We start from the raw sequence: 26,632 nt of genomic DNA on the forward strand, positions 1-26,632 counted from the left end.
AAAATGATCCTGTTTCCGGCAATCGACCTCAAGGACGGCCAGTGCGTGCGCCTCAGGCACGGCGACATGGCGACCGCGACCATCTACAACGACGACCCGGCCGCCCAGGCAAAGGCATTTGAAGAGCAGGGCTTCGAATGGCTGCATGTCGTCGACCTCAATGGCGCCTTCCAGGGTCAGAGCGTCAACAGCGCCGCGGTCGGCGCCATCCTCAAGGCGACCAAGAACCCGGTGCAGCTCGGCGGCGGCATCCGCACGCTCGAGCAGATCGAGGACTGGCTCGACCGCGGACTGGCCCGTGTCATCCTCGGCACGGTGGCCGTGCGCGATCCGGACCTGGTCAGGCAGGCCTGCAAGGCCTTTCCGGGCAGGGTCGCCGTCGGCATCGACGCCAAGGGCGGCAAGGTGGCGGTCGAGGGCTGGGCCCAGGCGTCGAGCCTTGGCGTCGTCGAACTGGCCAGGAAATTCGAGGGCGCCGGCGTCGCCGCCATCATCTACACCGACATCGACCGCGATGGCGTGCTGACCGGCATCAACTGGGATGCCACGATCAGCCTCGCCGACGCCGTGTCGATCCCCGTCATCGCCTCTGGCGGCCTCGCCTCGGTCGCCGACATCGTGCGCATGACCATGCCCGACGCGCAAAAGCTCGAAGGCGCGATCTCCGGCCGCGCGCTTTACGACGGCCGCATCGATCCGGCCGAAGCATTGGCGATCCTGAAAGGCGCGCCCCCGGTGGAGATGCGATCTTGAAAGTCTCGATCATCCTGGCCTCCTATGACAGCGGCCATTATCATGGCGGCATGGGCCAGGGGCCGGACGCGCTGATTGCGGGCGGATTGGTCGAAGCCCTGACCATGGCCGGCCACGATGTCGCGGTCGAGGACATCGGCAAGGTCGGCGATGCCCAGGAGCGTGAGATCGCCACCGGTTTCGCCGTCTGCAACGCCGTTTCAGGCGAGGTCCGCATCGCCCGCGACAGAGGACGTTTTCCCATCGTGCTGGCCGGAAACTGCCTGACATCAGCCGGCGCCGTCGCCGGCGAGGGCGCAGACGCGATCATCTGGGCCGACCAGCATGGCGACCTCAACACGCCCGAGACATCCACATATGGCTTTCTCGACGGCATGGCGCTGGCCACCGTGCTTGGCCTGTGCTGGCGCCCGATGGCGGCGGCAATTCCTGGCTTCCAGCCGATCGATCCGTCGCGCTGCGTGCTCGTCAACGCTCGCGATCTCGACCCGGACGAGAAACAGCTTCTGGAGGCATTGCCGGTGATCCGCACGGAATGTCCGGGAGCGGCAGCGGCAACCGAAAAACTCAAGGTCGCCGGCGCTAAACGCGTGCACTTGCATCTCGATCTCGACGTGCACGACCCTGAGGCGCTGCAGGCCAACCGCTATGTAGCGCCGGGCGGGCCGAACCCGGAACAATTGCGCGACGCGACCTGCGCTATGGCGCTTGCGGTGCCGATCGTCGGCATCACCGTTTCCGCCTACGATCCGGCTTTCGATGCGCAGGCCGATGTGCCGCCGCTGGTCGGGCAGCTGCTCAACGATCTCATAGCCACGATAGAAGGCCGCTGATGCTGAAAGCCCGCGTCATCCCCTGTCTCGACGTCAAGGGCGGCCGCGTCGTCAAGGGCGTCAACTTCGTCGATCTCGTCGATGCCGGCGACCCGGTCGAGGCCGCCAAGGCCTATGACGCGGCTGGCGCCGACGAGCTTTGCTTCCTCGACATCACCGCGTCATCGGACAATCGCGAGACCATCTTCGATGTCGTCGCCCGCACGGCCGAGCAATGTTTCATGCCGCTCACCGTCGGCGGCGGCGTACGCCAGGTCGCCGATATCAGGAAATTGCTCCTGGCCGGCGCCGACAAGGTGTCGATCAACACGGCGGCGGTCAAGAACCCGGATTTCGTCGCCGAGGCCGCCGACAAGTTTGGCAACCAGTGCATCGTCGTCGCCATCGACGCCAAGAAAGTGTCGGGCGCCGGCGAGGCCGACCGCTGGGAGATCTTCACCCACGGCGGACGGGAAAAAACCGGCATGGATGCGATCGAATTCGCCCGCAAAATGGTCGATCGCGGTGCCGGCGAGATCCTGTTGACCTCGATGGACCGCGACGGCACCAAGGCCGGTTACGACATCGCGCTGACCCGCGCGGTATCGGACGCGGTGCGCGCCCCGGTGATCGCTTCGGGCGGTGTCGGCACGCTCGACCATATGGTCGAAGGCATTCGCGACGGTCATGCAGGTGCCGTGCTGGCGGCCTCCATCTTCCATTTCGGCACCTATACGATCGCCGAGGCCAAGGCCCATATGGCGCAAGCCGGCCTGCCGATGCGGCTGGACTCCTCGGGCGATCGGCCCTAGAGGCTTGCGGCTAAGAAACAGGGCCAAGGCGCGATGACTGAGTTTTCACTCTCCGACCTGGAGACAATCGTCAGCGAACGCGCCCATTCCGGCGATCCGGACTCGTGGACCGCCAAGCTTTACGCGCGCGGCATCGAGAAGGCGGCGCAGAAGCTCGGCGAAGAGGCGGTCGAGACGGTGATTGCCGCCATCAAGAGTGACAAACAGGCGCTCGTTTCGGAAAGTGCCGATCTTATATATCATTGGCTCGTCGTTCTCGGCATTTCGGGTGTGCCGCTGGACGACGTGCTTAGGGAGCTCGAAAGCCGCACCGGGCGTTCGGGCATCGCCGAGAAGGCGTCACGGTCCAAGCGCTGACCGCGAGGAGGGCAGGAATCTCGATGGATCAGCTCGCACCGACCGAGAAATATTCCCCTTTTCGTTTCTTCTCGGCCGAGCAATGGTCGCAATTCCGCGCCGACACGCCGCTGACGCTGAGTGAGGATGAATTCCGCCGCCTGCGGTCGCTGAACGATCCAATCGATCTCGAAGAGGTCAAGCGCATCTATCTGTCGCTGTCGCGGCTTCTGTCGGCACATGTCGAGGCCAGCCAGCTGCTGTTCCGGCAGCGCCAGGCTTTCTTCAACGCCTCGGACGTGGTCAAGACGCCCTTCATCATCGGCATCGCCGGTTCGGTCGCGGTCGGCAAATCGACCACGGCGCGCGTACTGAAGGAGCTGCTCGCGCGCTGGCCGTCCAGCCCCAAGGTCGATCTCATCACCACCGACGGTTTCCTGCTGCCCAACGAGGTACTGCGCCGCGAAAACCTGATGGAGCGCAAGGGCTTTCCCGACAGCTACGACGTCGGCGCGCTGCTGCGCTTCCTCTCGGGCATCAAGTCGGCGCTGCCAGATATCCGCGCGCCGGTCTATTCGCACCTCACCTATGACGTCATCCCCGGCGAGTTCGTCACCATCGACCGGCCCGACATCCTGATCTTCGAGGGCATCAATGTGCTGCAGCCGGGCAAGCTGCCGCAGGACGGCAAGATCGTGCCTTTCCTGTCCGACTTCTTCGACTTCGCCATCTACATCGATGCCGACGAGAAGCTGATCCACGAATGGTACATTTCCCGCTTCATGCGGCTGCGCGAGACCGCTTTCCGCAATCCGGAATCGTTCTTCCATCGCTATTCGCAACTGTCGGAGGATTCGGCACGGGCGATTGCCGAAGGCCTGTGGACCAACATCAACCTGAAGAACCTGCGCGAAAACATCCTGCCGACACGCGCCCGCGCCGACTTGATCCTGCGCAAAGGCGCCGACCACCTGGTCGAGGAAGTGGCGCTGCGCAAGCTTTAGCTGGCGCGATTAACGGCACTTTAGGCTATCCGAGCTAGTTTCCGATGCAATCTTAATGGGATCGCAAGCAGCTATGCCTCTGTCCCAGTTTCGATCATGACCTTTAATCTTTTGCGGAGGCTCGTCCTTTTAGAGGCAATCATATGAGCTTGTCGGGCGCAAGAACGTTCGATGCGATGGTCGCATCCCAGTACCGTATCGGCAGTCTGCGGCAATTCTCGCTCGTTGGACTGGTCGTCGTGATCTCCTTTTTCATGCCTTGGACAGCGGGTGACAACACCGATGTGAGTTGGATAATCATTATCTGCGAGAAGATTTTTTCTGGTCAGAAACTCTATGTCGACATTTTAGAAACCAACCCGCCTTTTTCGGTCGCTCTGTATATCGGACCAGTGTGGTTGTCCCATAGGTTGGGAATTTCGCCGGAATTGGCGATCGAATATTTCATCTATCTTATCTTCGTCGTTTCGATTTTGTTGTCGGCCCTTGTGATCGAGAAAGGCAGGATCTTTGTCGATCTCAGAACCCAGTGGGTCTATCCCATGCTCGCGGTTCTGCTTCTGATCATGCCAGGGAATATTTTCGGACAACGCGAGCATATCGGTATGATGCTGTTCATGCCGATGCTGTTCCTGATGATGTGGCGTTCCAACGATAGTCCAGGCCAGCATATACCATTTGCACTTGCATTCACCGTTGGGCTGGCGGCAAGCGTGTTGCTGCTCGTTAAGCCCCACTGGGCACTTGGCATCGCACTGCCTTATCTTGTCATCGCCTGGCGAAGGCGGTCGCTTCTGGCCTGCCTGACTGTTGAGAATATCGTCATAGGCGCGATCTGCACGGGGTATCTCGCCAGCGTGCGAATATGGTTCCCAGAATTTCTTGATACGTTCTTGCCTTTGCTGATGCGCTACTATGTCAGTCTGCGGGCCAACATAAATATTCTGTTGGCGCTGCCGACCTTTGCGGTGTTCGTCGTTTTTATAGCCTTCCAGATGCGGAAATCTGCTTGGCGAAGTGATGTGGCAATTGCGGTAACAAGTGGCGCAGGCTTCTTTGTCTCAATGGCATATCTTGGCAAATATTGGCCCAATCACCAGTATCCGTATCAGCTTGCGTTGCTGGTCGCGATGCTGTTGGCTGTTGCATCGCGACGGCAAAAAGTGCTCGCGCTTTCAGGAGAAGAAGCGGCCTCGGAGCGCGCCAATGCGAGACTTCATTCTAGCGCCGCCTTTGCTGTGGTTGTCGCTCTCACGGTAACGCACCACCAGTTTTACCAGATGCCGGAAAAGAGCCTGGTCGATGCAATCAAGGCCCGATACTCCTCGCCGTCCATTGTTCAGGTCAGTTCGGATCTTTCCGTCGGGAATCCGCTGGCGAGGATGGTCAATGGCCGTTGGCTTTCAGCCTACGCTCATGATTGGGTTGGCGCCCATGCGCTTTGGGGTTTGATGAAAGGCAACTATCACGGCGAAGACGAACGAATAGCGCGGCACGACCTCGACAACTATACGCTTTATGTCAACTCCTTGATCCGCGACAACAAGCCGGACATCATCCTTGTCGATCGCTTGGACAAGAAGAAATCCGTGTTGTCGTTGGCGGCGAATTATCCTCCAATATGGACTACCTGGATGCGTCAGAACGCTGACTTCCAGGCCTTGATGAGCAATTACGAAGAGATCGCGCTAGGAGACTACATCGAGGTCTATGCGCGGCGCAGCAGTGCTCACTGACCCCTCGTCACCCGCCGCAGCGTCAGATTGATCCTGCCGCCATTTTTCAGCAGCGCCGAGGTCGAGGGGTAGATGCGGTCGACGCCGTGAAAGCAGAGGCGTCCTTCGCCGCCGAGCACGACGACGTCGCCGCTCTTCAGCCGGAACGACCGGGTCGCCCCCTCGCGCGTCGTCTGGCCGACCCTGAACAGGCAGTCGTCGCCCAGCGAGACCGAGACGACGGGTGCTGAGAAATCCTCCTCGTCGCGGTCCTGATGCAGACCCATCTTCGCATCCGGCGCGTAGAAATTGACCAGGCATGCCTGCGGCGGGTGCGGGTAGGCCGAGACCTCTCGCCACAACCGCATCAGCACATCCGGGATCGGCGGCCACGGCGTCCCTGTCACGGGGTGCGTCGGCTGGTAGCGATAGCCGCGTTCCTTGTCGGTGACCCAGCCGAGCGGGCCGCAATTGGTCATGCGCACGCTCATTTCCTTGCCGGTGCGCGGCATGGCCGGCACGAATAGCGGCGCCTGCTGGACGATGCCTCTCACATCCTCCACCAGCGCCTCCTGCACGTCGCGGGACAGATAGGCCGGCATGTGGCGGACGCCCTTGGGCAGAACGAGCATGAGGTCGGTCGCTAGCTCCGTTTCGTCGGTTCGAGCATGCCATCTGAAAATGAAAACGGCGACCCGAAAGCCGCCGTTCCCGAAAAATTCGCGTCTCCTTGATCAGGTGAGGTCTGGAATGCGAAGGACCTGCCCCGGATAGATCTTGTCGGGATGGGTCAGCATCGGCTTGTTGGCCTCGAAGATGACCGTGTTCTTGGCGCCCTTGCCCTTGCCATAGCTTTTCTCGGCGATCTTCCAGAGATTGTCGCCCTTCTGGACGGTGTAGAAGGTCGGTTCCTTGGCCGCGGCCGCCGCCGAACCGGAGGCCGGCGCGACCTGCAACTCGTCCGCCTGCACCTTGGAGACGCCTAGCGTGTTGCCGACGGCGATGACCGCCTTTTCGAAAACCGACTGGTCCTTGACCACGCCCTTCAGCACCGCCGTGTCGCCCTGGACGACGACCTGCACGCCGTCGGTACCGAGCTTGTGCGAATCGAGTTCTTTCTTGAGCGTATCGGCGCTGGGTGCCGCTTCCTCGTCACCGCCTATGCCGAGCTTTTTGCCGACGCTCTTGACGAAATCGAACATACCCATCTCCAGGTCTCCTTGCTGTGGCAATGAGTAAACCTTGCATCTGCAAAGCGAAATTGAAAGCGGGTTCACGCGCGCGATTGGTGTGTTGCTTAATCGTTCTCTACCCGGCCGCGCAGTTTCTTGATGGTGCCGCGTCCGGCCTTGCTCTTCAGCCGCCGTTCGACCGCGCCTTTCGACGGTCTCGTCTTCTTGCGCGGCGGCGGTGGCGGCTCGGCCGCCTTGGCGACCAGCGCCGTCAGCCGCGCCCGTGCATCCGCCCGGTTCTGCTCCTGCGTGCGGAAGCGTCCGGCTTCGATGACGATGACGCCGTCCTTGGTGGCGCGCTGGCCGGCAAGCCTGATCGTGCGTTCGCGCACGCGCTCCGACAGGCCGGGTGCGTTGCGTGCATCGAAGCGCAGCTGCACCGCCGTCGCCACCTTGTTGACGTTCTGCCCGCCGGGGCCGGAGGAGCGGATGAAATCCTCGTGCAGATCACCCGGATGGATCACGGCATCGTCGGCAATGATGATTGTGTCGTCGCTCGTCATGCCGCAGTCATGGCGCGGCGCACGAAAAAAGAAAAGGCCCGATCGGGACCGGGCCTTGCGAGGATGGCTGAGCCTGGCGGGCGATTATTCCGCCGCTTCCCGCATGTGCGGCGCCGCGCCGAGGACGGAGGCGTCGACATGGTTTTCGAACTTCTCGAAATTGACGGCGAACATGCCGACCAGCCTTGCCGCTTGCCGGTCATAAGCGGATTTGTCGGCCCAGGTCGATCGCGGGTCGAGGATGGCGGCGTCGACGCCCGGCACCGCCACCGGCACCTCGAAACCGAAATTGGCGTCGGTACGGAAACCGGTCGTCTTCAGAGAGCCGTCGAGTGCCGCGGCAAGCAGCGCGCGCGTCGCTTTGATCGGCATCCGCCTGCCTGTGCCGTAGGCGCCGCCAGTCCAGCCGGTGTTGACCAGCCAGCAATCGGCACCGTGCTGCGCGATCAGCTCGCGCAGCAGATTGCCATATTCCGAGGGATGGCGCGGCATGAACGGCGCGCCGAAACAGGTCGAGAACGTCGCTTCGGGCTCGGTCACGCCCTTCTCCGTTCCGGCCACCTTGGCCGTGTAGCCGGACAGGAAATGATACATCGCCTGCGCCGGGGTCAGTCGTGCGATCGGCGGCATCACGCCGAAAGCGTCGGCGGTCAGCATGATGATGTTCCGGGGATGGCCGGCGCGCCCCGTCTTGCTGGCATTGGGTATGAAGTCGAGCGGATAGGCGCAGCGCGTGTTCTCGGTGAGCCGGCCGTCGTCGAAATCCGGCACGCCATGGGCGTCGAGAACGACGTTCTCCAGCACCGTGCCGAAGCGCTGCGTGGTGGCGAAGATCTCAGGCTCCGCTTCCGCCGACAGCTTGATGGTCTTGGCATAGCAGCCGCCTTCGAAATTGAAGATGCCGTGCGGCCCCCAGCCGTGCTCGTCGTCGCCGATCAGCGTGCGCGACGGATCGGCCGACAGCGTCGTCTTGCCGGTGCCCGACAGGCCGAAGAAAATCGCGGCGTCGCCGCCAGGGCCCTCATTGGCCGAGCAGTGCATCGGCATCACGCCCTTGGCCGGCAGCAGGTAGTTCAGCATTGTGAACACCGATTTCTTCATCTCGCCGGCATAGGAAGTGCCGCCGATCAGGACGATCTTGCGGGTGAGGTCGACGGCGATCACGGTTTCAGTGCGGGTGCCGTGGCGGGCGGGGTCGGCGCGGAAGGAGGGCAGGTCGATGATCGTCATCTCGGGCACGAAATGGTCGAGCTCCGCGGCTTCCGGACGGATCAGCAGGTTGCGGATGAACAGCGAATGCCAGGCAAACTCGGTGATGACCCTGGTGGGCAGCTTCAGCTCATGGTCTGCGCCGCCGACAAGGTCCTGCACGTAGAGATCCTTGTCCGCGGCGTGCGCCCGGAACTCTTCGAGCAGCGTCTCGAACTGGTCCGGCGAGATCGCCTTGTTGTTGTCCCACCAGATGTCATTCTCGGTGGCGCCGTCGCGGACGACGAACTTGTCCTTGGGCGAACGGCCGGTGTGCTGGCCTGTTTCGGCGACCAGCGCGCCGTGCGCGGTCAGCCGCGCTTCGCCGCGCCTGATCGATTCCTCGTAGAGGGCGGGCGCCCCGAAATTGTAGCGCACCAGGCCAGAGGTTCTGAGACCGATACGATCGATCGCGCAGGCAGGATTGCGTTTGCCGACTTCCGACATGGATGACCCTTCTCCGATTTGCGCATCTTTGCCGGCGCCTTTCCGGCACGCCCACTACGCGAGCTTAGATGGTCAGAACCAGAAAAGCCGAATGATATCAAATCATTAATCGATTTAAATATTTTGAAAGTTGTTTAAATCGTTTATATGTGCAAAAAGTTTCGTGGTTGCCCAAAGGATTGGCGGCGCTGGTTCGTCCAATCCATATCGAGGTGCGATCGTGGCCGCCGGCATGCCGCCCGTGACAGCGGCGAAGGCCTATGCCACATTTTGTACCTAATTTGTCCTGCAAAAGCCCCTTCTCTACCAAAGAAGGGACAGCTCATGAGGGAGCCGCTTGAAATGGCAACAATCGCGCTTGTCGATGACGACCGCAACATTCTGACCTCGGTGTCGATCGCCCTCGAATCGGAAGGCTATCGCGTCGAAACCTACACGGATGGTGCGTCCGCGCTGGAAGGCCTGGCGGCGCGCCCGCCGAATCTCGCCATCCTCGACATCAAGATGCCGCGCATGGACGGCATGGAACTCTTGCGCCGGATGCGCCAGAAATCCGACCTGCCGGTCATCTTCCTGACCTCCAAGGACGACGAGATCGACGAGCTGTTCGGCCTCAAGATGGGCGCCGACGACTTCATCCGCAAACCCTTCTCGCAGCGTTTGCTGGTCGAGCGGGTGCGCGCGGTGTTGCGTCGTGCCAGCGCCCGTGAGGCCGCGGCAAAAGCGCCCAGCCAGCAGGCGCGCTCGCTCGAGCGCGGCCAGCTCGTCATGGACCAGGAACGCCACACCTGCACCTGGAAAGGCGAACCGGTGACGCTCACCGTCACCGAATTCCTGATCCTGCATTCGCTGGCACAGCGCCCCGGCGTCGTAAAAAGTCGTGATGCGCTGATGGATTCGGCTTATGATGAGCAGGTCTATGTTGACGACCGTACCATCGACAGCCACATCAAGCGGCTGCGCAAGAAGTTCAAGGCCGTCGACGACGACTTCGAGATGATCGAAACCCTTTACGGAGTCGGATACCGGTTCCGCGAGGCGTGAATAGGCGGGTAGGCAATAGAGAATAGTCGGTAGTCAGTTTTGAATGGTGCGAGCGGCCACCCGTGCATCGCCGTGATCTCAGCCAACCATTTCTCTATTCGCTACCCGCTACTCACTAATACTAAGCAGGGAACTGCTGTTCGATGGCAGTGGAAGCACAGCGGAGCAGATCGGCGGGCGTTGCAAGGCGGCCGGCGCGCATCATGCCCGCGTTCCTGTCGAAGCTCACCGTGCCCATGCGCCGCTTCCTCGGCCATCACATCTTTTCCAGCCTGACGCGGCGTATCCTCTTCCTCAATCTCGCCGGCCTCGCAGTCCTGGTCACCGGCATTCTCTATCTCAACACCTTCCGCGACGGGCTGATCGACGCCCGCGTCGAAAGCCTGATGACCCAGGGCGAGATCATCGCCGGCGCGATCGCCGCCTCGGCGACGGTCGAGACCGATTCGATCAGCATCGATCCGGAAAAGCTGCTTGAGCTGCAGGCCGGCGAAAGCCTGGGACCGGGCTCCGACCAGCTCGACAATCTGGATTTCCCGATCAATCCCGAGCGCGTCGCCCCGGTGCTGCGCCGGCTGATCTCGCCGACCCGCACCCGCGCCCGCATCTACGACCGCGACGCCAATTTGCTGCTCGATTCGCGCCATCTCTATTCGCGCGGCCAGATCCTTCGGTACGATCTGCCCCCGGTCGACGAGGAAGAGCCCGACCTTGTCGAACGCATCCAGAAGTTCATCTTCGACTTCTTCCGCAACACCGATCTGCCGGTCTATCACGAGCAGCCGGGCGGCAATGGCGCCGCCTTCCCGGAAGTGGTCAAGGCGCTGACCGGCAGCCCGTCGACCATCGTCCGGATCAGCGAACAGGGCGAGCAGATCGTTTCCGTCGCGGTGCCGATCCAGCGCTTCCGCGCCGTTCTCGGCGTGTTGATGCTGTCGACCGAAGGCGGCGACATCGATAAGATCGTCGCCGCCGAACGCAAGGCGATCCTGCGCGTCTTTGGCATCGCGGCGCTCGTCACCGCCATCCTGTCGATGCTTCTGGCCTCCACCATCGCCAATCCGCTGCGCCGGCTGTCGGCGGCGGCCGTGCGGGTGCGGCGCGGCGTCAAGAGCCGCGAGGAAATCCCTGATTTCTCCGACCGGCAGGACGAGATCGGCAATCTGTCGATTGCCGTGCGCGACATGACGAACGCGCTCTATGCGCGCATCGAGGCGATCGAGAGCTTCGCCGCCGATGTTTCCCATGAATTGAAGAACCCGCTGACCTCGCTGCGCAGCGCGGTGGAGACCTTGCCGCTGGCCAAGAACGACAATTCGCGCAGCCGGCTGATGGAGATCATCCAGCACGACGTCAGGCGGCTGGACCGCCTCATCACCGACATTTCGGATGCCTCCCGTCTCGACGCCGAGCTGGCGCGGGATGACGCGGGGACCGTGGACCTGAAGAAGTTCATCACCGACCTCGTCGCCGTCTCGCGTGAAACGACGCGCAACAAGAAGGCGGTCGAGATCGAGCTCAGGGTCGCCAAGCTGCCGCAGGGCGTCAAGGGCTATTTCGTCGTCGGCCACGACCTGCGCATCGGCCAGGTCATCACCAACCTGATCGAGAACGCCCGCTCCTTCGTGCCAGAGGAGCGCGGCCACATCATCCTGTCGCTGGCGCGCACCGGCAAGTTCAACATCCTCACCGTCGATGACAATGGTCCCGGCATCCGCGCCGACAACATCGACCGCATCTTCGAACGCTTCTACACCGACCGGCCCGCCGGCGAGGCGTTCGGCCAGAATTCAGGCCTTGGCCTGTCGATATCCAGGCAGATCGTCGAGGCCCATGGCGGCACGCTGACCGCCGAGAACATCCCCGGCACCAAGCCAGGCGAGATCAAGGGCGCCCGCTTCGTGGTTACGCTGCCGGCCGAAGCATGATCCCGAAAAGTGGGAACCGGTTTTCGGATCAGATCATGCCTCATGCAAAAATGATCCCGGATATCGCGGCCTTACGGCCGTCATCCTCGGGCTTGTCTCGAGGACCCGCCGCACAGCGTGGCTATGGTGCGAACACTATTGGAAGACCTGCAGATCCTCGGGATGACGGCGTTGGATCAGGATTTCCGAAATACACAAGCGGGCACGCTCATGCAGCCTGAAAACATCCACGCAACGGCCATCCTGATCGGCGAGCGCGGCGTTCTCGTCAGCGGCGCATCCGGTTCGGGCAAGACGACGCTGGCGCTGGCGCTCATTGACCATTGCCACCCGCGAGGCTTGTTCTCACGGCTCGTCGGCGACGACCAGCTTTTCGTCATGGCACATGCGGGACGGCTGGTGTGCCGCGCGCCCGCCGCGATCGAGGGCCTGGTCGAGGTGCCCGGGCTTGGTCCGCGATCCGTGCCGTTTGAAGCGGGTGCCGTCATCGATCTGCATGTCAGGCTTTTGCCGGCCGGCGAAGTGGCACGCTTTCAGGAGGATGCCGACGACACCATCGCCGGCTGCCTGGTGCCGCGGATTGACGTTGCGGAACGCAATATTGCCGCTGCCTTGCCCGCCGTGATGGCGCATCTGTCGATCGCGCCTTTTCTATGATGCGACCGGGGTTTTTTGCTGCAATGCGTCAAAATGGCATGGGCCGGCGCAATTTTGGGCTTGTCAACGAGCCGCGCGTCGACAAGATAGCGCTCCCGCCGCCTGGAATGGCTGGCGAGCATAAAATGCGCCTGTGAAGCGGCGATGACGGGAGCCACCAAAGAATGATCGGACTCGTGCTTGTAACGCACGGTCAACTGGCCACCGAGTTCCGACATGCCGTGGAACATGTCGTCGGGCCACAAGACAATTTCGAAACCGTGGCGATCGGGGCTGACGACGATATGGAGCAGCGCCGGCGCGACATCGTCGATGCCGTTGCCCGTGTCGACACCGGGACGGGCGTGATCGTGTTGACCGACATGTTCGGCGGCACGCCTTCGAACCTTGCCATTTCCGTGATGGAGTCCGGCCGCACCGAAGTCATCGCCGGCATGAATTTGCCGATGCTGATCAAGCTATCCTCGATCCGCAAGGGCGACAACATGGCGGCGGCCCTCGACGAGGCGCAGGCGGCGGGGCGCAAATACATCAATGTCGCCAGCCAGCTCCTGAGCAGCAAATGAGCACGATGTCGTCGGAAAAGGACCAGATCGTCCGCGAATTTCCGATCGTCAATCAACGCGGCCTGCACGCGCGCGCCTCGGCCAAGTTCGTGCAGCTCGCCAGCGGCTACAACGCGTCGGTCCACGTCGAGAAGGACGGCGTCAAGGTCGGCGGCACCTCGATCATGGGCCTGATGATGCTGGCGGCAAGTCCGGGCTATTCGATTCGCGTCACCGCCAGCGGTCCCGAAGCGCTTGAGGTCATGAATGCGCTGGAGCAGCTGGTGGCGTCCCGCTTCGGCGAGGAATGCTGATCCCTTACCTCCGCATGAAAGACATGCAGGGATAAAGATTTCTTTATATCCCATTGTCGTCTTGACGCCGATCTGCTAGTCAGGCGGGCAATTCGCGCCCTTCGACGCGCCTGCCGGCGCGGGCGCATCCGCAAACAATTCAATAGCGTAACAATTCGCATCGGAGCACTGCCATGACGGGTAGCAAGGACTATGTGGTCGCCGACATCTCGCTTGCCGGCTGGGGCCGCAAGGAAATCGAGATCGCCGAAACCGAAATGCCGGGCCTGATGGCCTGCCGCGAGGAATTCGGCTCCAAGAAGCCGCTCAAGGGCGCGCGCATCACCGGCTCGCTGCATATGACCATCCAGACCGCGGTGTTGATCGAGACGCTGAAGGCGCTCGGTGCCGATATACGCTGGGCTTCCTGCAACATCTTCTCGACCCAGGACCATGCGGCTGCTGCCATCGCCGAGGCCGGCATCCCGGTCTTCGCCGTCAAGGGCGAGACGCTTGAGCAGTACTGGGACTACACCGACAGGATTTTCCAGTGGGCCGACGGCGGCACCTCCAACATGATCCTCGATGATGGCGGCGACGCCACCATGTACATCCTGATCGGCGCGCGCGCCGAGGCCGGCGAGGACGTGCTGTCCAATCCGCACAGCGAGGAGGAGGAATATTTCTATGCCCAGGTCAAGAAGCGCATGAAGGCTTCGCCCGGCTTCTTCACCAAGCAGAAGGAAGCGATCCGGGGCGTCACCGAAGAGACGACCACCGGCGTCAACAGGCTCTACCAGCTGCAGAAGAAGGGCTTGCTGCCTTTCCCGGCCATCAATGTCAACGACTCCGTCACCAAGTCGAAATTCGACAATAAATATGGCTGCAAGGAATCGCTGGTCGACGGCATCCGCCGCGGCACCGACACCATGATGGCCGGCAAGGTCGCCGTCGTCTGCGGCTATGGCGACGTCGGCAAGGGCTCGTCCGCCTCGCTGAAGGGCGCCGGCGCCCGCGTCAAGGTCACCGAGGTCGATCCGATCTGCGCCCTGCAGGCGGCGATGGACGGCTTCGAGGTCGTCACGCTCGAAGATGCCGCACCCACCGCAGACATCGTCATCACCACCACCGGCAACAAGGATGTCGTCACCCTCGACCACATGCGTTCGATGAAGGACATGGTGATCGTCGGCAACATCGGTCACTTCGACAACGAGATCCAGGTGGCATCGCTGCGCAACCTGAAATGGACCAACGTCAAGCCTCAGGTCGACATGATCACCTTCCCCGATGGCAAGCGCATGATCTTGCTGTCGGAAGGCCGCCTGCTCAACCTCGGCAACGCCACCGGCCATCCGAGCTTCGTCATGTCGGCGTCCTTCACCAACCAGGTGCTGGCGCAGATCGAGCTGTTCACCAAGGGCGAGCAGTACCAGAACCAGGTCTACGTGCTGCCCAAGCATCTCGACGAGAAGGTCGCGCGCCTGCATCTCGACAAGCTCGGCGCTCGCCTGACCGAACTGTCGGGCGAACAGGCAGCCTATATCGGCGTGACCCCGCAGGGTCCGTTCAAGCCGGAACACTACCGCTATTAACCAAAGCTGAATTTACTACCAGATATTGACGCCGGGCGATTGACTTTTCGCCCGGCTTTATTTTTGCGCCGAATGATTCTTCACGCCGATTCCAGCAGGCGCTATTGTTGTGATTCGCGGTCCGGGGACGAGGACCGGCGTACGCATCAGGGCGGTCTTGCATTCAGGCGGCGAAGAGGACCAAGACATGCCGGGGGATAACCCGCTTTGCGCGGGACGGGCCGTTTCCGGCGGCCATGACGATTCGAGGATTACCGGCACCGCCACGCGAGGCGGGCGCCCTTCATGGCGCGCGCGCGCCGGACTTTTCCTTGCCGGCTCCGCACTTGGCTGGCCTTTGGCCGGCACGGTGGCCCACGCCCAGGCTGCTGGTGCGGAGGCCGCAAGCCTATCGGTGAGCACGGTCGAGGTCGTGCAGCTTGCTGTCTTTGTCGGAGTGATGGGAGCGGCATTCCTGTCGGCCATCGTTCTGATCCGGGAGAGAGCGCGCACCTCGGCCGAAAATGTCGAGCTCAGGAGCCGCATCGCGGACATCAACGCGGCGCTGCGCCGTTCGGAGGCGCTGCTCAACTTGCGCGACCAGCGTGTCGTCGTCTGGGCCTCGGAGAACAAGAAACCCGAGCTCATCGGCACGCTGCCGGTCGAAAGCGGCGCGCCCGAGGAGCGGGCCGCCTTCCTTGCCTTCGGCCGCTGGCTGATGCCGCGCTCGGCTGCGGCACTCGAGCATGCCGTCGCGGGGCTGCGCGAAAGAGCCGTGTCCTTCGACCTCGTCATCGAAACGCAGACCGGCGCTCCGCTGGAAGTGCATGGCCGCAAGAGCGCGGCGCATGTGCTGGTGCGGTTCGTTTCCCTTTCCGAGACGCAACGCAGCCAGGCCCGGCTGAAGATCGAAAACCAGCGGCTGGCCGCCGATCATGATACGATGATCGGCCTGCTCGAGGCGCTGAAGATGCCGGCATGGCTGCGCGGCGAGGACGGCCGCCTGAGATGGGTGAACCGGGCCTATGCCGAAGCGGTCGAGGCCGAAAGCGCGGAGATGGCCGTCCGCGACGCCAAGGAATTCCTCGGCGGCCAGGCGCGCGACGCGATCGCTGCCCAGCACAAGTCGCACCCGGTCTTCGAACAGACGCTTTCCACGGTGATCGAAGGCGACCGCCGCGTTTTCGCGGTGACCGATTTCGCCGGCGCCGACGGTTCGGCGGGACTTGCCTGCGACACCAGCGCCATCGAAACCATCCGCAGCGAATATGAGCGCACCGTGCGCAGCCACGCCGACACGCTCGACCAGCTCAACACGGCGGTCGCGATCTTCGACACCGACGAGAAGCTGCGCTTCTTCAACCAGGCTTTCCAGAAGCTCTGGGGCCTCGATGCAGGCTTCCTGCACAGCGCGCCCGATAACGCTTTGCTGCTGGATCGGCTGCGCAGCGAGGGCAAGATCGCCGAGCAGCCGGAGTGGCGTCGCTGGAAGGAAGGCCTGCTCGGCGCCTACCGCGCGGTGGAATCGCAGGAGCATTGGTGGCACCTGCCCGACGGCAAGACCATCCGCGTCGTCGCCAACCCGCAGCCCAAGGGCGGCGTCACCTGGGTGTTCGAGAACCTGACCGAGAAGATGGACCTCGAAAGCCGCTACCGCACCGCGGTGCGGGTCCAGGGCGAAACACTCGACAACCTCGCCGAAGGCGTGGCGGTGTTCGGTCCCGACGGCAGGCTGCGCCTGTCGAACCCGGCATTTGCTACTTTGTGGGGCCTGGACGCCGAAACCGCCCGGCCCAATGTCCATGTTTCCGCAATCCGTGAGCTTTGCGACCTGCAAGCGATCGACAGCCCGTGGGGCGGCTTCGTCGCCGCCATCACCGGCTTCGACGACGAGCGCCGCGACCGCCACGGCCAGACCGAGCTCAACAACGGCACCGTGCTGCGCTACGCCGTGATCCCCCTGCCCAACGGGCAGGTGATGATGACCTTCGTCGACGTTACCGACAGCGTCCGTGTCGAACGCGCGCTCAAGGACAAGAACGAGGCGCTGGAGAAATCCGACCAGCTCAAGAACGAATTCGTCCAGCACGTGTCCTACGAACTGCGCTCGCCGCTGACCAACATCATCGGCTTCACCGAACTGCTGTCGCTGCCGGCCACCGGCCCGCTGACGCAGAAGCAGCGCGAATATGTCGAGCATGTCGGCTCGTCGTCCTCGGTGCTTTTGACCATCGTCAACGACATACTCGACCTGGCCACGGTCGATGCCGGCATCATGCAGCTCGACATTTCCGAGGTCCATGTCGACCGCACGATCGCCGCCGCCGCCGAGCTGGTTGCCGACCGGCTGGAAGAGCATTCAATCAGGCTCGAGGTCGATGCCGCCGCGGCGCCGAAGACCTTCCACGGTGACGAAATCCGCATCCGCCAGATACTCTACAACCTGCTCAGCAACGCCGCCAACTACGCGCCGGAGGCCAGCGCCATCCGGCTCGCCTGCCGTCAGTTGGCGGACGGGGTGGAATTCTCGGTCCATGACGATGGACCCGGCATGCCGCCCGACGTGCTTGACTCGGTGTTCCGCCGCTTCGAGCCGCGCGCCAATGGCGGCCGCCGGCGCGGCGCCGGGCTCGGACTGTCGATCGTCAAGAGCTTCGTCGAGCTGCATGGCGGCAGCGTCCGCATCGAAACCGGCAAGGACAAGGGCACGACCGTCATCTGCACCTTTCCCGACATGCCGGGCATCCGCGCCGCGGCCGAGTAGCGCACTCGATGGCCGCATTGATGCTCGAGCGTTTACTCGCCGACGAAACACAGACAGCGCGGCTGGGTGAGGATCTGGCGCTGGCGTTGCGCGCCGGCGACGTCCTGGCGCTGAAGGGCGATCTCGGCGCGGGCAAATCGACGCTGGCGCGGGCGCTGATCAGGGCCTTGGCCGACGATGCCGGTCTCGACGTGCCGAGTCCTACCTTCACCCTTGTGCAAAGCTACGATACGCGCATCCCGGTCCATCATTTCGACCTCTACCGCCTGTCCTCGGCAGCCGAGCTCGATGAACTGGGCTTCGACGAGGCGTTGGCGCAAGGCGCGGCCCTTGTCGAATGGCCGGAACGGGCCGAGGGTTATTTGCCTGGGACCGCCGTGCTGATCGAACTCGTCCAGCATGGCGATGGCCGATTGGCGAGACTGTCCGGGCAAGGCGCTGCCTACGATCGGGTGGCGCGGTCGCTCGCCATGCGTGATTTCCTCGAAGGCGCTGGATGGGGCGAGGCCAGCCGCCGCCATTTCATCGGCGATGCCTCTGCCCGCTCCTACGAAATTGTCTCGCTTCCAGGCCACGCCGCGAGGGTGCTGATGAACTCGCCGCGGCTGGTGCTGGGCCCGCCGGTGCGCGACGGCAAGCCCTATGGCGTCATCGCCCACACCGCCCAGTCGGTGTCAGCCTTCGCCGCCATCGACCGCGCGCTGCTCGCCGCCGGGGTCAGCGTTCCCGAAATCCATGCGCAGGATCTCGACCAGGGATTCCTGCTGCTCGAACATCTGGGCTCCGAAGGTTTCCTGGACGGGCATGGCAGGCCGGTCGCCGAGCGCTATGAGGCGGCGGCCGAACTGCTCGCCATGATGCATGGCAAGACCTGGCCCCACCGGATGGAGGCCGCACCGGGTGTGTTTCACGATGTGCCGCCCTTCGACCGCGACGCCATGCTGATCGAGGCGGACCTGCTGGTCGATTGGTACGTTCCGATGCTGACGGGCGCGTCGGCAGGCGATGCCTTGCGCGTCGGCTACCACAAGGAGTGGAACGCGGTTCTCGATCGGCTCGCTGACAGCCAATACACGCTGATGCTGCGTGACTTTCATTCGCCGAACATCATCTGGCGCGCTGAGCGCTCCGGCCATGACCGGCTCGGTATCGTCGATATCCAGGACGCGTTGATCGGCCCCGCCGCTTACGACGTCGCCTCTCTGGCCATGGACGCGCGCGTCACCATCCCGCCAGGCATCGAGAAACGCACGCTCGATGCCTATGTCGCCGCCCGCCACGCGGCCGGCCCATTTGACGAGGCGGCATTCCTCGAGGCCTATGCGATCATGGCGGCGCAGCGCAATTCCAAGATCCTCGGCATCTTCGTCCGGCTCGAAAAACGCGACGGCAAGCCCTATTATCTGAAGCACTTGCCGCGTATCCGCGACTATCTGCGCCGGGCGCTGTCTCATCCTGCCTTGGCCGGCCTTCGCGAGTTCTATACCGCTCACGGTCTGCTGGAGGAGCAAACGCCGTGACATCGATACCGGACGCAGCGAGCGTGCCCAAAACTGCGATCGTGCCCAAAACTGCGATAGTGCTTGCCGCAGGGCTCGGCAAGCGCATGCGGCCGATCACCGACACGATCCCCAAGCCGCTGGTCAGGATCGCCGGCAAGACGCTGCTCGACTGGGGCCTCGACAGTCTCGCCGCGGCCGGAATCGGCAAGGCCGTCGTCAACGTGCACTATCTTCCCGAACAGATCGTCGCCCATCTCGGCGCGCGCCATGCTCCGCGGATCGTCATTTCGGACGAGAGCGAGCGGTTGCTCGATTCCGCCGGCGGCATCGTCAAGGCGCTGCCGGAGCTCGGCCAACAGCCCTTCTACATCCTCAACGCCGACACCTTCTGGATCGACCAAGGAACGCCCAATCTCAACCGTCTCGCCCTTGCATGGGACGCCGCGAAAATGGATATTCTGCTGATGCTGGCGGATCTCCATCAGGCGACCGGACACTGCGGCAGCACCGATTTCCTGGTGGCGCCGGACGGCACCCTGCGGCGTTCCAAGGGCGATCCGGCGGGCCTGATCTATGCCGGGGCGGCGATCGCCCATCCGCGCATCTTCAAGGGTGCCCTGCCGGAACCTCATTCACTTAACGCCTACTTCGACAAGGCGATCGCCGCCGGCCGGCTGTCCGGCATGCCGATGTATGGCCATTGGATCACCGTCGGCACGCCTGACGCTATTGCCAGCGCGGAAGCGGCGGTCGCCGACGCGCTAGCCGAGTTGCAATGAGCGGCCCGGGCCGCGTTTTCTCCATTCCGCCCGGTGCGCCGTTTCTGCCGACGCTTGCCGAGGCGCTGCTGGCCGGGCGTCTTGTTCCGGGCTTTCGCTTCGATGGCGACCCGCTCGCTTTGGCCGATGTCATCATCTATGTGCCGACGCGCCGCGCCGCGCGCGCCTTGCGTGGCGTCTTCGTCGACAGCCTGTCGGCCAGGGGCGGCGGCGGTTCGGCGATTCTGCCGGTCATCCGGCCGCTCGGCGAATTCGACGAGGACGAGGCAGCGTTCGAGACGGAAGCGTCGTCGGCCATCGACCTCGCTCCGCCGATCGCGGCAACCGAACGCCTGCTGCTGCTGGCGCCGTTGGTGCGCGCCTGGAAACGCCGGCTGCCGGCGCATGTGGCGGCGCTTTTCGACGAGGAGATCGTCATTCCGGCCTCCGCCGCCGATGCGATCTGGCTGGCGCGCGATCTCGCCCGGCTTATGGATGAGATCGAGACGGAAGGCACGGACTGGACGCGGCTCGCTGACCTGGTGAGCGGCAATCTCGCGGGATGGTGGCAGGTCACGCTCGATTTCCTCGGCATCGTCACCGAAGCCTGGCCGAAATTCCTTGGGGAACGGAACCTCTCCAACCCGGCCGCGCATCGCAGCGCCCTGCTCCGGCTGGAAGCGGCGCGGTTGCGGCGCAATCCGCCCGCCGGGCCGGTTATCGCCGCCGGTTCCACCGGCTCCATCCCCGCCACGGCAGAGCTGCTGGCCGCCATCGCCCGCTTGGGGGGCGGAGCCATCGTGCTGCCAGGCCTCGACCGGACGATGGATGAGCCGTCCTTCCAGGCCATCACGGCGCCGGGCGCACGTCCGGCCGTGCTCGGCCATCCGCAATACGGCCTCGCCAAGCTGATCGGCACCATCGGGGTGCTGCGCGGCGATGTCGAGGAGATAGGCGCGGCCGGACATGAACTCGCGCTTCGCGCCGCCCTCGTGGGCGAAGCGCTGCGGCCGGCCGAGACCACCGAATTGTGGGCCGAGACGCGCAGCGGCTTTTCCGCCTCCGACATCGAGCAGGCGTTCTCCGGCGTGAGCCTGCTGGAAGCGGCCAGCGAACGCGATGAAGCCGTGGCGATCGCCGTCGCGCTCAAGCGCGCCGTCGAGCAGCCCGGCCAAAGGGCGGCTCTCGTTACCGGCGACCGGGCGCTGGCGCGCCGCGTCTCGGTCGAGCTCGCCCGCTTCGGCGTCGTCGCCGACGATTCCGGCGGTGTGCCGCTTTCCAACACGCCCGCCGCCGGCCTGCTTGGGCTGGCGTTGCAGGCGGTGTTCCGCCCCGGTGACCCCGTCGGCCTGCTGTCGTTGCTCAAGCATCCCCTGCTTGCCCTTGGCCTGGACCGGACGAGCGTTCGCCATGCGGCGGAACTGATCGAGCTGGTGGCGCTGCGCGGCGGCACCGGCCGCCCCGACATCGCGTCGCTGCCGGACCTGTTCGAAGCCCGCCTGGTTGACCTCGGCGCCGACAGCAGGCGGCCTTTCTGGTTTGCCCGGCTGACCGTGCGCGCCATCGAAGGCGCGCGGAATTTGCTCGGACGTCTCAACGAAGCGCTGGCGCCGCTTGCCGCCTTTCGCGGCCAGGTCGACGCCGGTCTTGTCGCGCTGGTCGGGGCCAGCGTCGTGGTGTTGGAAAATCTCGGCCGTGCGGCCGATGGCGGGCTTGGCGCACTCTATGCCGGCGATGCCGGAGAGAAACTGGCCGACCTGTTGCGTGGACTGGTCGCGGCGTCCGTGCCGCTGTCGTTTGCCGCCGACGAATGGCCAGATGTCATGGCGGCGCTGATCGCGCCCGAGACGGTCAAGCCGGCGCAGGGCACAGACAGGAACATCGCCATCTGGGGGGCGCTGGAAGCCCGCTTGCAGAATGTCGACACGCTGGTCATCGGCGGCATGAACGAAGGCGTGTGGCCGCGCAAACCCGAAAGCGATCGCTTCATGTCGCGGCTGATGAAGACCGGCATCGACCTGGAGCCGCCCGAACGGCGCATTGGGCTTGCCGCGCATGATTTCCAGATGGCCATGGGGGCGGCGAAGGTGGTGCTGTCGCGCTCCGCACGCGCCGGTGACGCGCCCGCCGTGCCCTCGCGCTGGCTGCAGCGCATTCTCACTTATATCGGCAAGGACCAGGCAGCCAGGCTTGCCGAACGCGGCGACGAACTCATCGCCTGGGCGCGCGCGCTCGATACCGGCCCGCGGCGGGACTTCGCGCCGCGCCCGCAGCCGAAGCCGCCGGTCGCGCTGCGTCCAACCCATTTCTCGGTCACCGAGATCGAGACGCTGCGTCGCGATCCCTACGCCATCTATGCCAGGCGCATCCTCGGCCTGCTGCCGCTCGACCCGGTCATCCGCGACCCGGGTGCGGCCGAGCGCGGCACGCTGTTCCACGCCATCCTGCATCTGTTCTCGGGCAGCGTGGCCGATCCGCGTGCTCCCGATGCGCTGGCCGGCCTGCTCGCCGCCGGCCGGACCTGCTTCGCCGAGGCAGCACTTCCCACCGATGTCGAGGCGGTCTGGTGGCCGCGTTTCGAAAAACTCGCCGCCAGCATCATCGAATGGGAACGCGGCCGCGCTGGGGCCGTGGCCCGGCGCCACGCCGAGGCGCGAGCGGGCAAGACCATGGTCGGCCAATCCGGGATCACCCTGTCGGGCTATGCCGACCGGGTCGATCTTCTCCATGGCGGCATGGCCGACATATTGGACTACAAGACCGGCTCCTCGCCTTCCAAGGCCCAGGCGCACACGCTGCTGTCGCCGCAACTGGCGCTGGAGGGCGCGTTGCTCAGGCGCGGCGCTTTCCAGGAACTCGGCGCGCGCGAGCCCTCGCAATTGGCTTTCGTCAGGCTGAAGCCGAATGGCGAGGTTTTCGAGGAATCGATCCTCGAATACAACCGGCAGCCACGCACCGCCACGGACCTCGCCGAGGAGGCCTGGGCGCGGCTGGAGAAATTGCTCATCCACTATGCCGATCCGGCGGCCGGCTATCTGTCGCGGGCACTGCCGTTCCGCGAAGGCGAGACCGACGGCGACTACGACCATCTCGCCCGCGTGCTCGAATGGTCGGCGGGCGGCGATGCGGACGATGAGGGAGGGGAGGCATGAAGAAAGCCTATCCCATCCCCGGCGAAACCGCCGCTAGGCAGGCCAGCGCCTCGGATCCGAGGAATTCCGCCTGGGTGTCGGCCAATGCCGGGTCCGGCAAGACCCATGTGCTGGCCCAGCGCGTCATCCGGCTCCTGCTTCGCGGCACCGATCCGTCGAAGATACTGTGCCTGACCTATACGCGCGCCGCCGCCGCCAACATGTCGAACCGGGTTTTCTCGACATTGTCGGAATGGATCGCGCTCGGCGATGCCGAATTGGCGGTGAGGGTCGAGGCGCTCGATGGCCGCCGGCCCGACCGCGAAACCATGCGCCGCGCCCGCCGCCTGTTTGCCGAGGCGCTGGAAACGCCCGGCGGCCTGAAGATCCAGACCATTCATGCCTTCTGCGAATCGGTGCTGCACCAGTTCCCGCTGGAAGCCAACATCCCCGCGCATTTCGAGATGCTCGACCCGCAGATGGAGGCATCGTTGTTCGCCGCCGCGCGCCGTGAAATGATTTCGGGCAGCGCGGCGGATCGGCCGGACCTCGCCGAAGCTTTCGCCGCCGTGCTCGAGCGCGGTGGCGAGGCCGGGCTCGACGCTTTGCTGGGTGAGATCGTCCGCAAGCGCGACGAACTGGGCGCCTTCATCGGTGAAATCGATCGAGGCGGCCCGAACTTCCAGACGCTGTTCGACGAATTCCAATTCCGCCCCGGCCAGACCGCGGAAGGCATAGCGGCCGCCATCTGGCCGCTGCCCGGCTTCCTGCCGGATTATTTTGCCGGCTTCGCCCAGGCGGCGGAGGCCGCCGACGCCAGGACGGTGCTCAACAACATCTTGCCTCATGCGCGCCTGGCTTTCGCGAAAACCGACCCCGTGCGCCGCCTGCAGCTGCTTTCGCGGGCTTTCCTGAAGGCCGACGGCGACGTCTACGATCCAGCCAAGGCCTTCAAGAAGGCGCTGCTCGACCGGCTGCCGGACCTGGCGGAGCGCTATCTCTCGGCGACCACCGCAATCGTCGAGACGGTCGACCGGCTCGCCCTGTTCCGGATGCTGGAGGGCACGCGCGCCGCGCTGACGCTGGCCGACTGGCTGATCGCCCGCTACGAACAGTTGAAGCGTGGCCGCGGGTTCCTCGACTTCAACGACCTGATCACCCGCACCGTCAGTCTCCTGGCCAGGCCCGATGCCGGCCCGTGGGTGCAATACAAGCTCGACCAGGGCATCGACCACATCCTGCTCGACGAGGCGCAGGACACCAGCCCCGACCAGTGGGAGGTGGTGAAGCGGCTGGCCGAGGAATTCTTCGCCGGCATCGGCGCCCGCGACACCGCGCATCGGACGATCTTCGCTGTCGGTGACGAAAAACAGTCGATCTATTCCTTCCAGGGAGCGGCGCCGGATTCCTTCGCCGACAGCAGGCTCCTGTTCGCAAGCAAGGTGCGCGACGCCGATGCGCCCTTCGCCGATCTGAAGCTCACCTGGTCGTTCCGCTCGACCGACGATGTTCTGGCCGCTGTCGACCGTGTCTTCGCCGATCCGGTCGTGCGGCGCGGCATCAGCCATGACCCCGACCCGCTGAGCCACAAGGCGATACGCACCGATGCACCGGGCTATGTCGAGGTCTGGCCATCCATCGGCGCCGATGTCGTCGACGAGCCGGACGACTGGACGCAGGCAGTCGACCATGCCCGCGCGCCGGCGGTTCGGGTTGCCGAAAACGTCGCCGCCACCCTTGCCGGCTGGATCGGCAATGGCGAGGTCATCGAAGGCCGCGGCAAGAGGCTGCGCCCTGGCGACGTGCTGGTGCTGGTGCGCAAGCGCGATCGCTTCGTTCATGCACTGACGCGTGCCCTGAAACGTCGTGACATCCCGGTCGCCGGCGCCGACCGGTTGAGCCTGCCCGGCCACATTGCGGTCAAGGACCTGATCGCGCTCGGCCATTTCCTGATCCAGCCGCAGGACGATCTGTCGCTCGCCGCCGTGCTGCGGAGCCCGATCTTCGATCTGTCGGAAGAGATGCTTTTCACACTGGCCGCGCAAAGACCATCCGGCCTGTCGCTGGCCGGGTCCCTGCGCCAGCATGCCAGCCAAAGCGAAGCGCTCGCGGCGGTCGCCGCTCAACTCGACATCTGGGCCAACGAGGCCGTCTTCAAGCCGGTGTTCGAATTCTATGCCGGCCTGCTGGCACGCGGTGGCGTGCGCCGCAAGATGGTTGCGCGGCTCGGGCCGGAAGCCGGGGACATTCTCGACGAATTCCTGAGTTTCTGCCTTGCCGAGGAGCGGACCGGCTTGCCCGGGCTGGAAGCCTTCCTGTCGACGCTGGAGAGCGCCGGCCCAGAAATCAAGCGCGAGATGGACCAGACCCGCGACGAGGTCCGCGTCATGACCGTGCATGCAGCCAAGGGGCTCGAGGCGCCTGTCGTCTTCCTGGTCGATGGCGGTTCGGCTCCGTTCAGCGATCAGCATCTGCCGCGCCTGATGCCGTTCGAGGGTTCCGGGCTGAACTGGAGCGGCAAGGGCTTTCTCTGGCGTTCGACCAGCGACGTCGCCAACGGGATTTCGAAGGCTGCCGCGGCCAGGGCGCGCGATCTCGCCGATGACGAGTACCGGCGGCTGCTCTATGTCGGCATGACCCGGGCCGAGGACAGGCTGATCGTTTGCGGTTATCACGGCAAGCGCGCACCGAACGCCGGCACCTGGCATTCGCTCGTCAGCCGTGCCCTGGTCGGGGCGCCGGAGAGTGCCGAGTATCCGCATCCGGCCGGCGGCGGCGTCTCAGTGCATCGCTTCCAGGTGACCGGATTGCCGCCGTTTGCACCGGTCGCCGAGAGCGAAGCCAGGCAGACGCGGGACTTCGGGCCGCCGCCCGAAATCTTGTTCAAGCCGCTGCCGCCATACGAGGACCTGCCGCGCCCGCTGTCGCCATCCGGAGCCTCCGCCCTGATCGACGAGGGCAAGGAAAGCGTCATCGACACCGGCTCGCCAGTGCTGGATGGCGACGCCGAACCCGGCTTCGCCGTCATGCGAGGCCTGGCGCTGCACAAACTGCTGCAGATGCTGCCCGGCGTGGCGCAAGACGAACGCCAGGGCGCAGCCGAACGTTATCTCGCCCGCGCCGGCGCGCAATGGCCGGCCGGCGAGTGCGAAAAGGCGGTCGCCTCGGTGATGGCGATCCTTGCCGATCCGCGTTTCGCGCCGCTTTTCGGACCCTCTTCGCGCGCCGAAGTGGCGGTCATGGGCAGCCTCGACGTCAAGGGCACGAAACGCTCGATTTCCGGCAAGATCGACAGGTTGGCGGTGACGCCGGACCGCGTATCCATCATCGATTACAAGACCAATCGGCCGGCGCCCGCCTCGCTGGGCGAGGTTCCGCCCGCCTATCTGCTGCAGCTCGCGCTCTATCGCGCCTTGCTGCGGCCGCTCTATCCCGGCCGCGAAGTCACGGCGGCCTTGCTGTTCACGGAGGCGCCGCGGCTGATCGAACTGCCGGCTCGGGCCATGGATGACGCTCTTGCCCGACTCACGCGAGCGTGACACAAGAACTGCTTGAAGAAGGGCGCGGCAACCAC

21 protein-coding genes are annotated in these 26,632 nt (G+C 64.3%); 17 read left to right on the forward strand and 4 right to left on the reverse strand.

What is annotated here, in order from left to right; all coding sequences use genetic code 11:
- Nucleotides 1–3: 3 nt before the first annotated feature.
- The 6 genes from hisA to FJ942_RS24840 all read left to right on the forward strand — a co-directional run bounded on the left by hisA (nt 4) and on the right by FJ942_RS24840 (nt 5,453).
- Nucleotides 4–753, forward strand: coding sequence for a 1-(5-phosphoribosyl)-5-[(5-phosphoribosylamino)methylideneamino]imidazole-4-carboxamide isomerase (hisA, locus tag FJ942_RS24815; protein ID WP_140554570.1), 750 nt, complete (start codon nt 4–6; stop codon nt 751–753).
- A complete protein-coding gene (locus tag FJ942_RS24820) occupies nt 750–1,586 on the forward strand; it encodes an arginase family protein (RefSeq protein ID WP_140517745.1) in 837 nt (278 codons plus the stop codon). Before hisA ends, FJ942_RS24820 begins: the two co-directional genes overlap by 4 nt.
- Complete coding sequence (gene hisF / locus FJ942_RS24825) at nt 1,583–2,377, forward strand: imidazole glycerol phosphate synthase subunit HisF (RefSeq protein ID WP_181168538.1); 795 nt, start codon at nt 1,583–1,585, stop codon at nt 2,375–2,377. Before FJ942_RS24820 ends, hisF begins: the two co-directional genes overlap by 4 nt.
- Before the next feature lie 33 nt (nt 2,378–2,410).
- Entirely contained in the window at nt 2,411–2,734 is a 324-nt protein-coding gene (locus FJ942_RS24830; RefSeq protein WP_140582992.1) for a phosphoribosyl-ATP diphosphatase, read from the forward strand.
- A 23-nt stretch (nt 2,735–2,757) separates the two neighbouring features.
- Nucleotides 2,758–3,717 carry a type I pantothenate kinase gene (coaA, locus tag FJ942_RS24835; RefSeq protein ID WP_140491197.1) on the forward strand — a complete coding sequence of 320 codons (960 nt, stop codon included), beginning with the start codon at nt 2,758–2,760 and terminating at the stop codon, nt 3,715–3,717.
- Nucleotides 3,718–3,860: 143 nt separating this feature from the next.
- On the forward strand, nt 3,861–5,453 hold the full coding sequence (locus FJ942_RS24840) for a hypothetical protein (protein WP_140582995.1): 1,593 nt from the start codon (nt 3,861–3,863) through the stop codon (nt 5,451–5,453).
- Here the strand turns inward: FJ942_RS24840 and FJ942_RS24845 are convergent.
- The 4 genes from FJ942_RS24845 to FJ942_RS24860 form a co-directional block, all read right to left on the reverse strand.
- Entirely contained in the window at nt 5,447–6,064 is a 618-nt protein-coding gene (locus tag FJ942_RS24845; RefSeq protein WP_140524103.1) for an alpha-ketoglutarate-dependent dioxygenase AlkB, read from the reverse strand. The genes FJ942_RS24840 and FJ942_RS24845 overlap by 7 nt on opposite strands.
- 102 nt (nt 6,065–6,166) lie before the next feature.
- Nucleotides 6,167–6,640 (reverse strand): peptidoglycan-binding protein LysM, encoded by a 474-nt coding sequence (lysM, locus tag FJ942_RS24850; protein ID WP_140491191.1) that lies wholly within the window; start codon nt 6,638–6,640, stop codon nt 6,167–6,169.
- 89 nt (nt 6,641–6,729) lie between these two features.
- Nucleotides 6,730–7,167, reverse strand: a complete 438-nt coding sequence (gene arfB / locus FJ942_RS24855; protein WP_140491189.1) for an alternative ribosome rescue aminoacyl-tRNA hydrolase ArfB — start codon at nt 7,165–7,167, stop codon at nt 6,730–6,732.
- Between the two features lie 84 nt (nt 7,168–7,251).
- A complete protein-coding gene (locus FJ942_RS24860) occupies nt 7,252–8,862 on the reverse strand; it encodes a phosphoenolpyruvate carboxykinase (protein ID WP_140879289.1) in 1,611 nt (536 codons plus the stop codon).
- 342 nt (nt 8,863–9,204) lie between these two features.
- On the opposite strand from FJ942_RS24860, the gene FJ942_RS24865 reads away from it, so the two are divergent.
- The 11 genes from FJ942_RS24865 to addA all read left to right on the forward strand — a co-directional run bounded on the left by FJ942_RS24865 (nt 9,205) and on the right by addA (nt 26,597).
- On the forward strand, nt 9,205–9,906 hold the full coding sequence (locus FJ942_RS24865) for a response regulator transcription factor (protein ID WP_010912942.1): 702 nt from the start codon (nt 9,205–9,207) through the stop codon (nt 9,904–9,906).
- 143 nt (nt 9,907–10,049) lie between these two features.
- A complete protein-coding gene (locus FJ942_RS24870; protein WP_140491185.1) occupies nt 10,050–11,834 on the forward strand; it encodes a sensor histidine kinase in 1,785 nt (594 codons plus the stop codon).
- A gap of 210 nt (nt 11,835–12,044) precedes the next feature.
- Nucleotides 12,045–12,491 carry an HPr kinase/phosphorylase gene (locus tag FJ942_RS24875; RefSeq protein ID WP_140524428.1) on the forward strand — a complete coding sequence of 149 codons (447 nt, stop codon included), beginning with the start codon at nt 12,045–12,047 and terminating at the stop codon, nt 12,489–12,491.
- Nucleotides 12,492–12,655: 164 nt separating this feature from the next.
- A complete protein-coding gene (locus FJ942_RS24885; RefSeq protein ID WP_027032585.1) occupies nt 12,656–13,057 on the forward strand; it encodes a PTS sugar transporter subunit IIA in 402 nt (133 codons plus the stop codon).
- Entirely contained in the window at nt 13,054–13,350 is a 297-nt protein-coding gene (locus tag FJ942_RS24890) for an HPr family phosphocarrier protein (protein ID WP_140491179.1), read from the forward strand. The genes FJ942_RS24885 and FJ942_RS24890 overlap by 4 nt, the downstream gene beginning before the upstream one ends.
- Before the next feature lie 173 nt (nt 13,351–13,523).
- Complete coding sequence (gene ahcY / locus FJ942_RS24895) at nt 13,524–14,924, forward strand: adenosylhomocysteinase (RefSeq protein WP_140517752.1); 1,401 nt, start codon at nt 13,524–13,526, stop codon at nt 14,922–14,924.
- A 187-nt stretch (nt 14,925–15,111) separates the two neighbouring features.
- Nucleotides 15,112–17,667, forward strand: coding sequence for a PAS domain-containing sensor histidine kinase (locus tag FJ942_RS24900; RefSeq protein WP_140899270.1), 2,556 nt, complete (start codon nt 15,112–15,114; stop codon nt 17,665–17,667).
- A gap of 8 nt (nt 17,668–17,675) precedes the next feature.
- Entirely contained in the window at nt 17,676–19,187 is a 1,512-nt protein-coding gene (gene tsaE / locus FJ942_RS24905) for a tRNA (adenosine(37)-N6)-threonylcarbamoyltransferase complex ATPase subunit type 1 TsaE (RefSeq protein ID WP_140628773.1), read from the forward strand.
- The gene (locus FJ942_RS24910; protein ID WP_281406762.1) at nt 19,184–19,948 is read left to right on the forward strand and encodes a nucleotidyltransferase family protein; all 765 of its coding nucleotides are present in this window, start codon (nt 19,184–19,186) and stop codon (nt 19,946–19,948) included. The genes tsaE and FJ942_RS24910 overlap by 4 nt, the downstream gene beginning before the upstream one ends.
- Nucleotides 19,945–23,079, forward strand: a complete 3,135-nt coding sequence (gene addB, locus FJ942_RS24915; RefSeq protein ID WP_140899272.1) for a double-strand break repair protein AddB — start codon at nt 19,945–19,947, stop codon at nt 23,077–23,079. The genes FJ942_RS24910 and addB overlap by 4 nt, the downstream gene beginning before the upstream one ends.
- A complete protein-coding gene (gene addA / locus FJ942_RS24920; protein ID WP_140899274.1) occupies nt 23,076–26,597 on the forward strand; it encodes a double-strand break repair helicase AddA in 3,522 nt (1,173 codons plus the stop codon). Before addB ends, addA begins: the two co-directional genes overlap by 4 nt.
- Nucleotides 26,598–26,632: the final 35 nt, after the last annotated feature.

Origin of the sequence: Mesorhizobium sp. B2-4-2 (genome assembly GCF_006442845.1) — a bacterium.
In the GTDB taxonomy this organism is placed as follows: domain Bacteria; phylum Pseudomonadota; class Alphaproteobacteria; order Rhizobiales; family Rhizobiaceae; genus Mesorhizobium.

Excerpts from the sequence above, each read along its gene's own strand:
- hisA (WP_140554570.1), top strand. The coding sequence starts at position 4 with ATGATCCTGTTTCCGGCAATCGACCTCAAGGACGGCCAGTGCGTGCGC.
- FJ942_RS24830 (WP_140582992.1), top strand. The coding sequence starts at position 2,411 with ATGACTGAGTTTTCACTCTCCGACCTGGAGACAATCGTCAGCGAACGC.
- coaA (WP_140491197.1), top strand. The coding sequence starts at position 2,758 with ATGGATCAGCTCGCACCGACCGAGAAATATTCCCCTTTTCGTTTCTTC.
- FJ942_RS24840 (WP_140582995.1), top strand. The coding sequence starts at position 3,861 with ATGAGCTTGTCGGGCGCAAGAACGTTCGATGCGATGGTCGCATCCCAG.
- FJ942_RS24845 (WP_140524103.1), bottom strand. The coding sequence starts at position 6,064 with ATGCTCGTTCTGCCCAAGGGCGTCCGCCACATGCCGGCCTATCTGTCC.
- lysM (WP_140491191.1), bottom strand. The coding sequence starts at position 6,640 with ATGGGTATGTTCGATTTCGTCAAGAGCGTCGGCAAAAAGCTCGGCATA.
- arfB (WP_140491189.1), bottom strand. The coding sequence starts at position 7,167 with ATGACGAGCGACGACACAATCATCATTGCCGACGATGCCGTGATCCAT.
- FJ942_RS24860 (WP_140879289.1), bottom strand. The coding sequence starts at position 8,862 with ATGTCGGAAGTCGGCAAACGCAATCCTGCCTGCGCGATCGATCGTATC.
- FJ942_RS24865 (WP_010912942.1), top strand. The coding sequence starts at position 9,205 with ATGGCAACAATCGCGCTTGTCGATGACGACCGCAACATTCTGACCTCG.
- FJ942_RS24870 (WP_140491185.1), top strand. The coding sequence starts at position 10,050 with ATGGCAGTGGAAGCACAGCGGAGCAGATCGGCGGGCGTTGCAAGGCGG.
- FJ942_RS24875 (WP_140524428.1), top strand. The coding sequence starts at position 12,045 with ATGCAGCCTGAAAACATCCACGCAACGGCCATCCTGATCGGCGAGCGC.
- FJ942_RS24885 (WP_027032585.1), top strand. The coding sequence starts at position 12,656 with ATGATCGGACTCGTGCTTGTAACGCACGGTCAACTGGCCACCGAGTTC.
- FJ942_RS24890 (WP_140491179.1), top strand. The coding sequence starts at position 13,054 with ATGAGCACGATGTCGTCGGAAAAGGACCAGATCGTCCGCGAATTTCCG.
- ahcY (WP_140517752.1), top strand. The coding sequence starts at position 13,524 with ATGACGGGTAGCAAGGACTATGTGGTCGCCGACATCTCGCTTGCCGGC.
- FJ942_RS24900 (WP_140899270.1), top strand. The coding sequence starts at position 15,112 with ATGCCGGGGGATAACCCGCTTTGCGCGGGACGGGCCGTTTCCGGCGGC.
- tsaE (WP_140628773.1), top strand. The coding sequence starts at position 17,676 with ATGGCCGCATTGATGCTCGAGCGTTTACTCGCCGACGAAACACAGACA.
- addB (WP_140899272.1), top strand. The coding sequence starts at position 19,945 with ATGAGCGGCCCGGGCCGCGTTTTCTCCATTCCGCCCGGTGCGCCGTTT.
- addA (WP_140899274.1), top strand. The coding sequence starts at position 23,076 with ATGAAGAAAGCCTATCCCATCCCCGGCGAAACCGCCGCTAGGCAGGCC.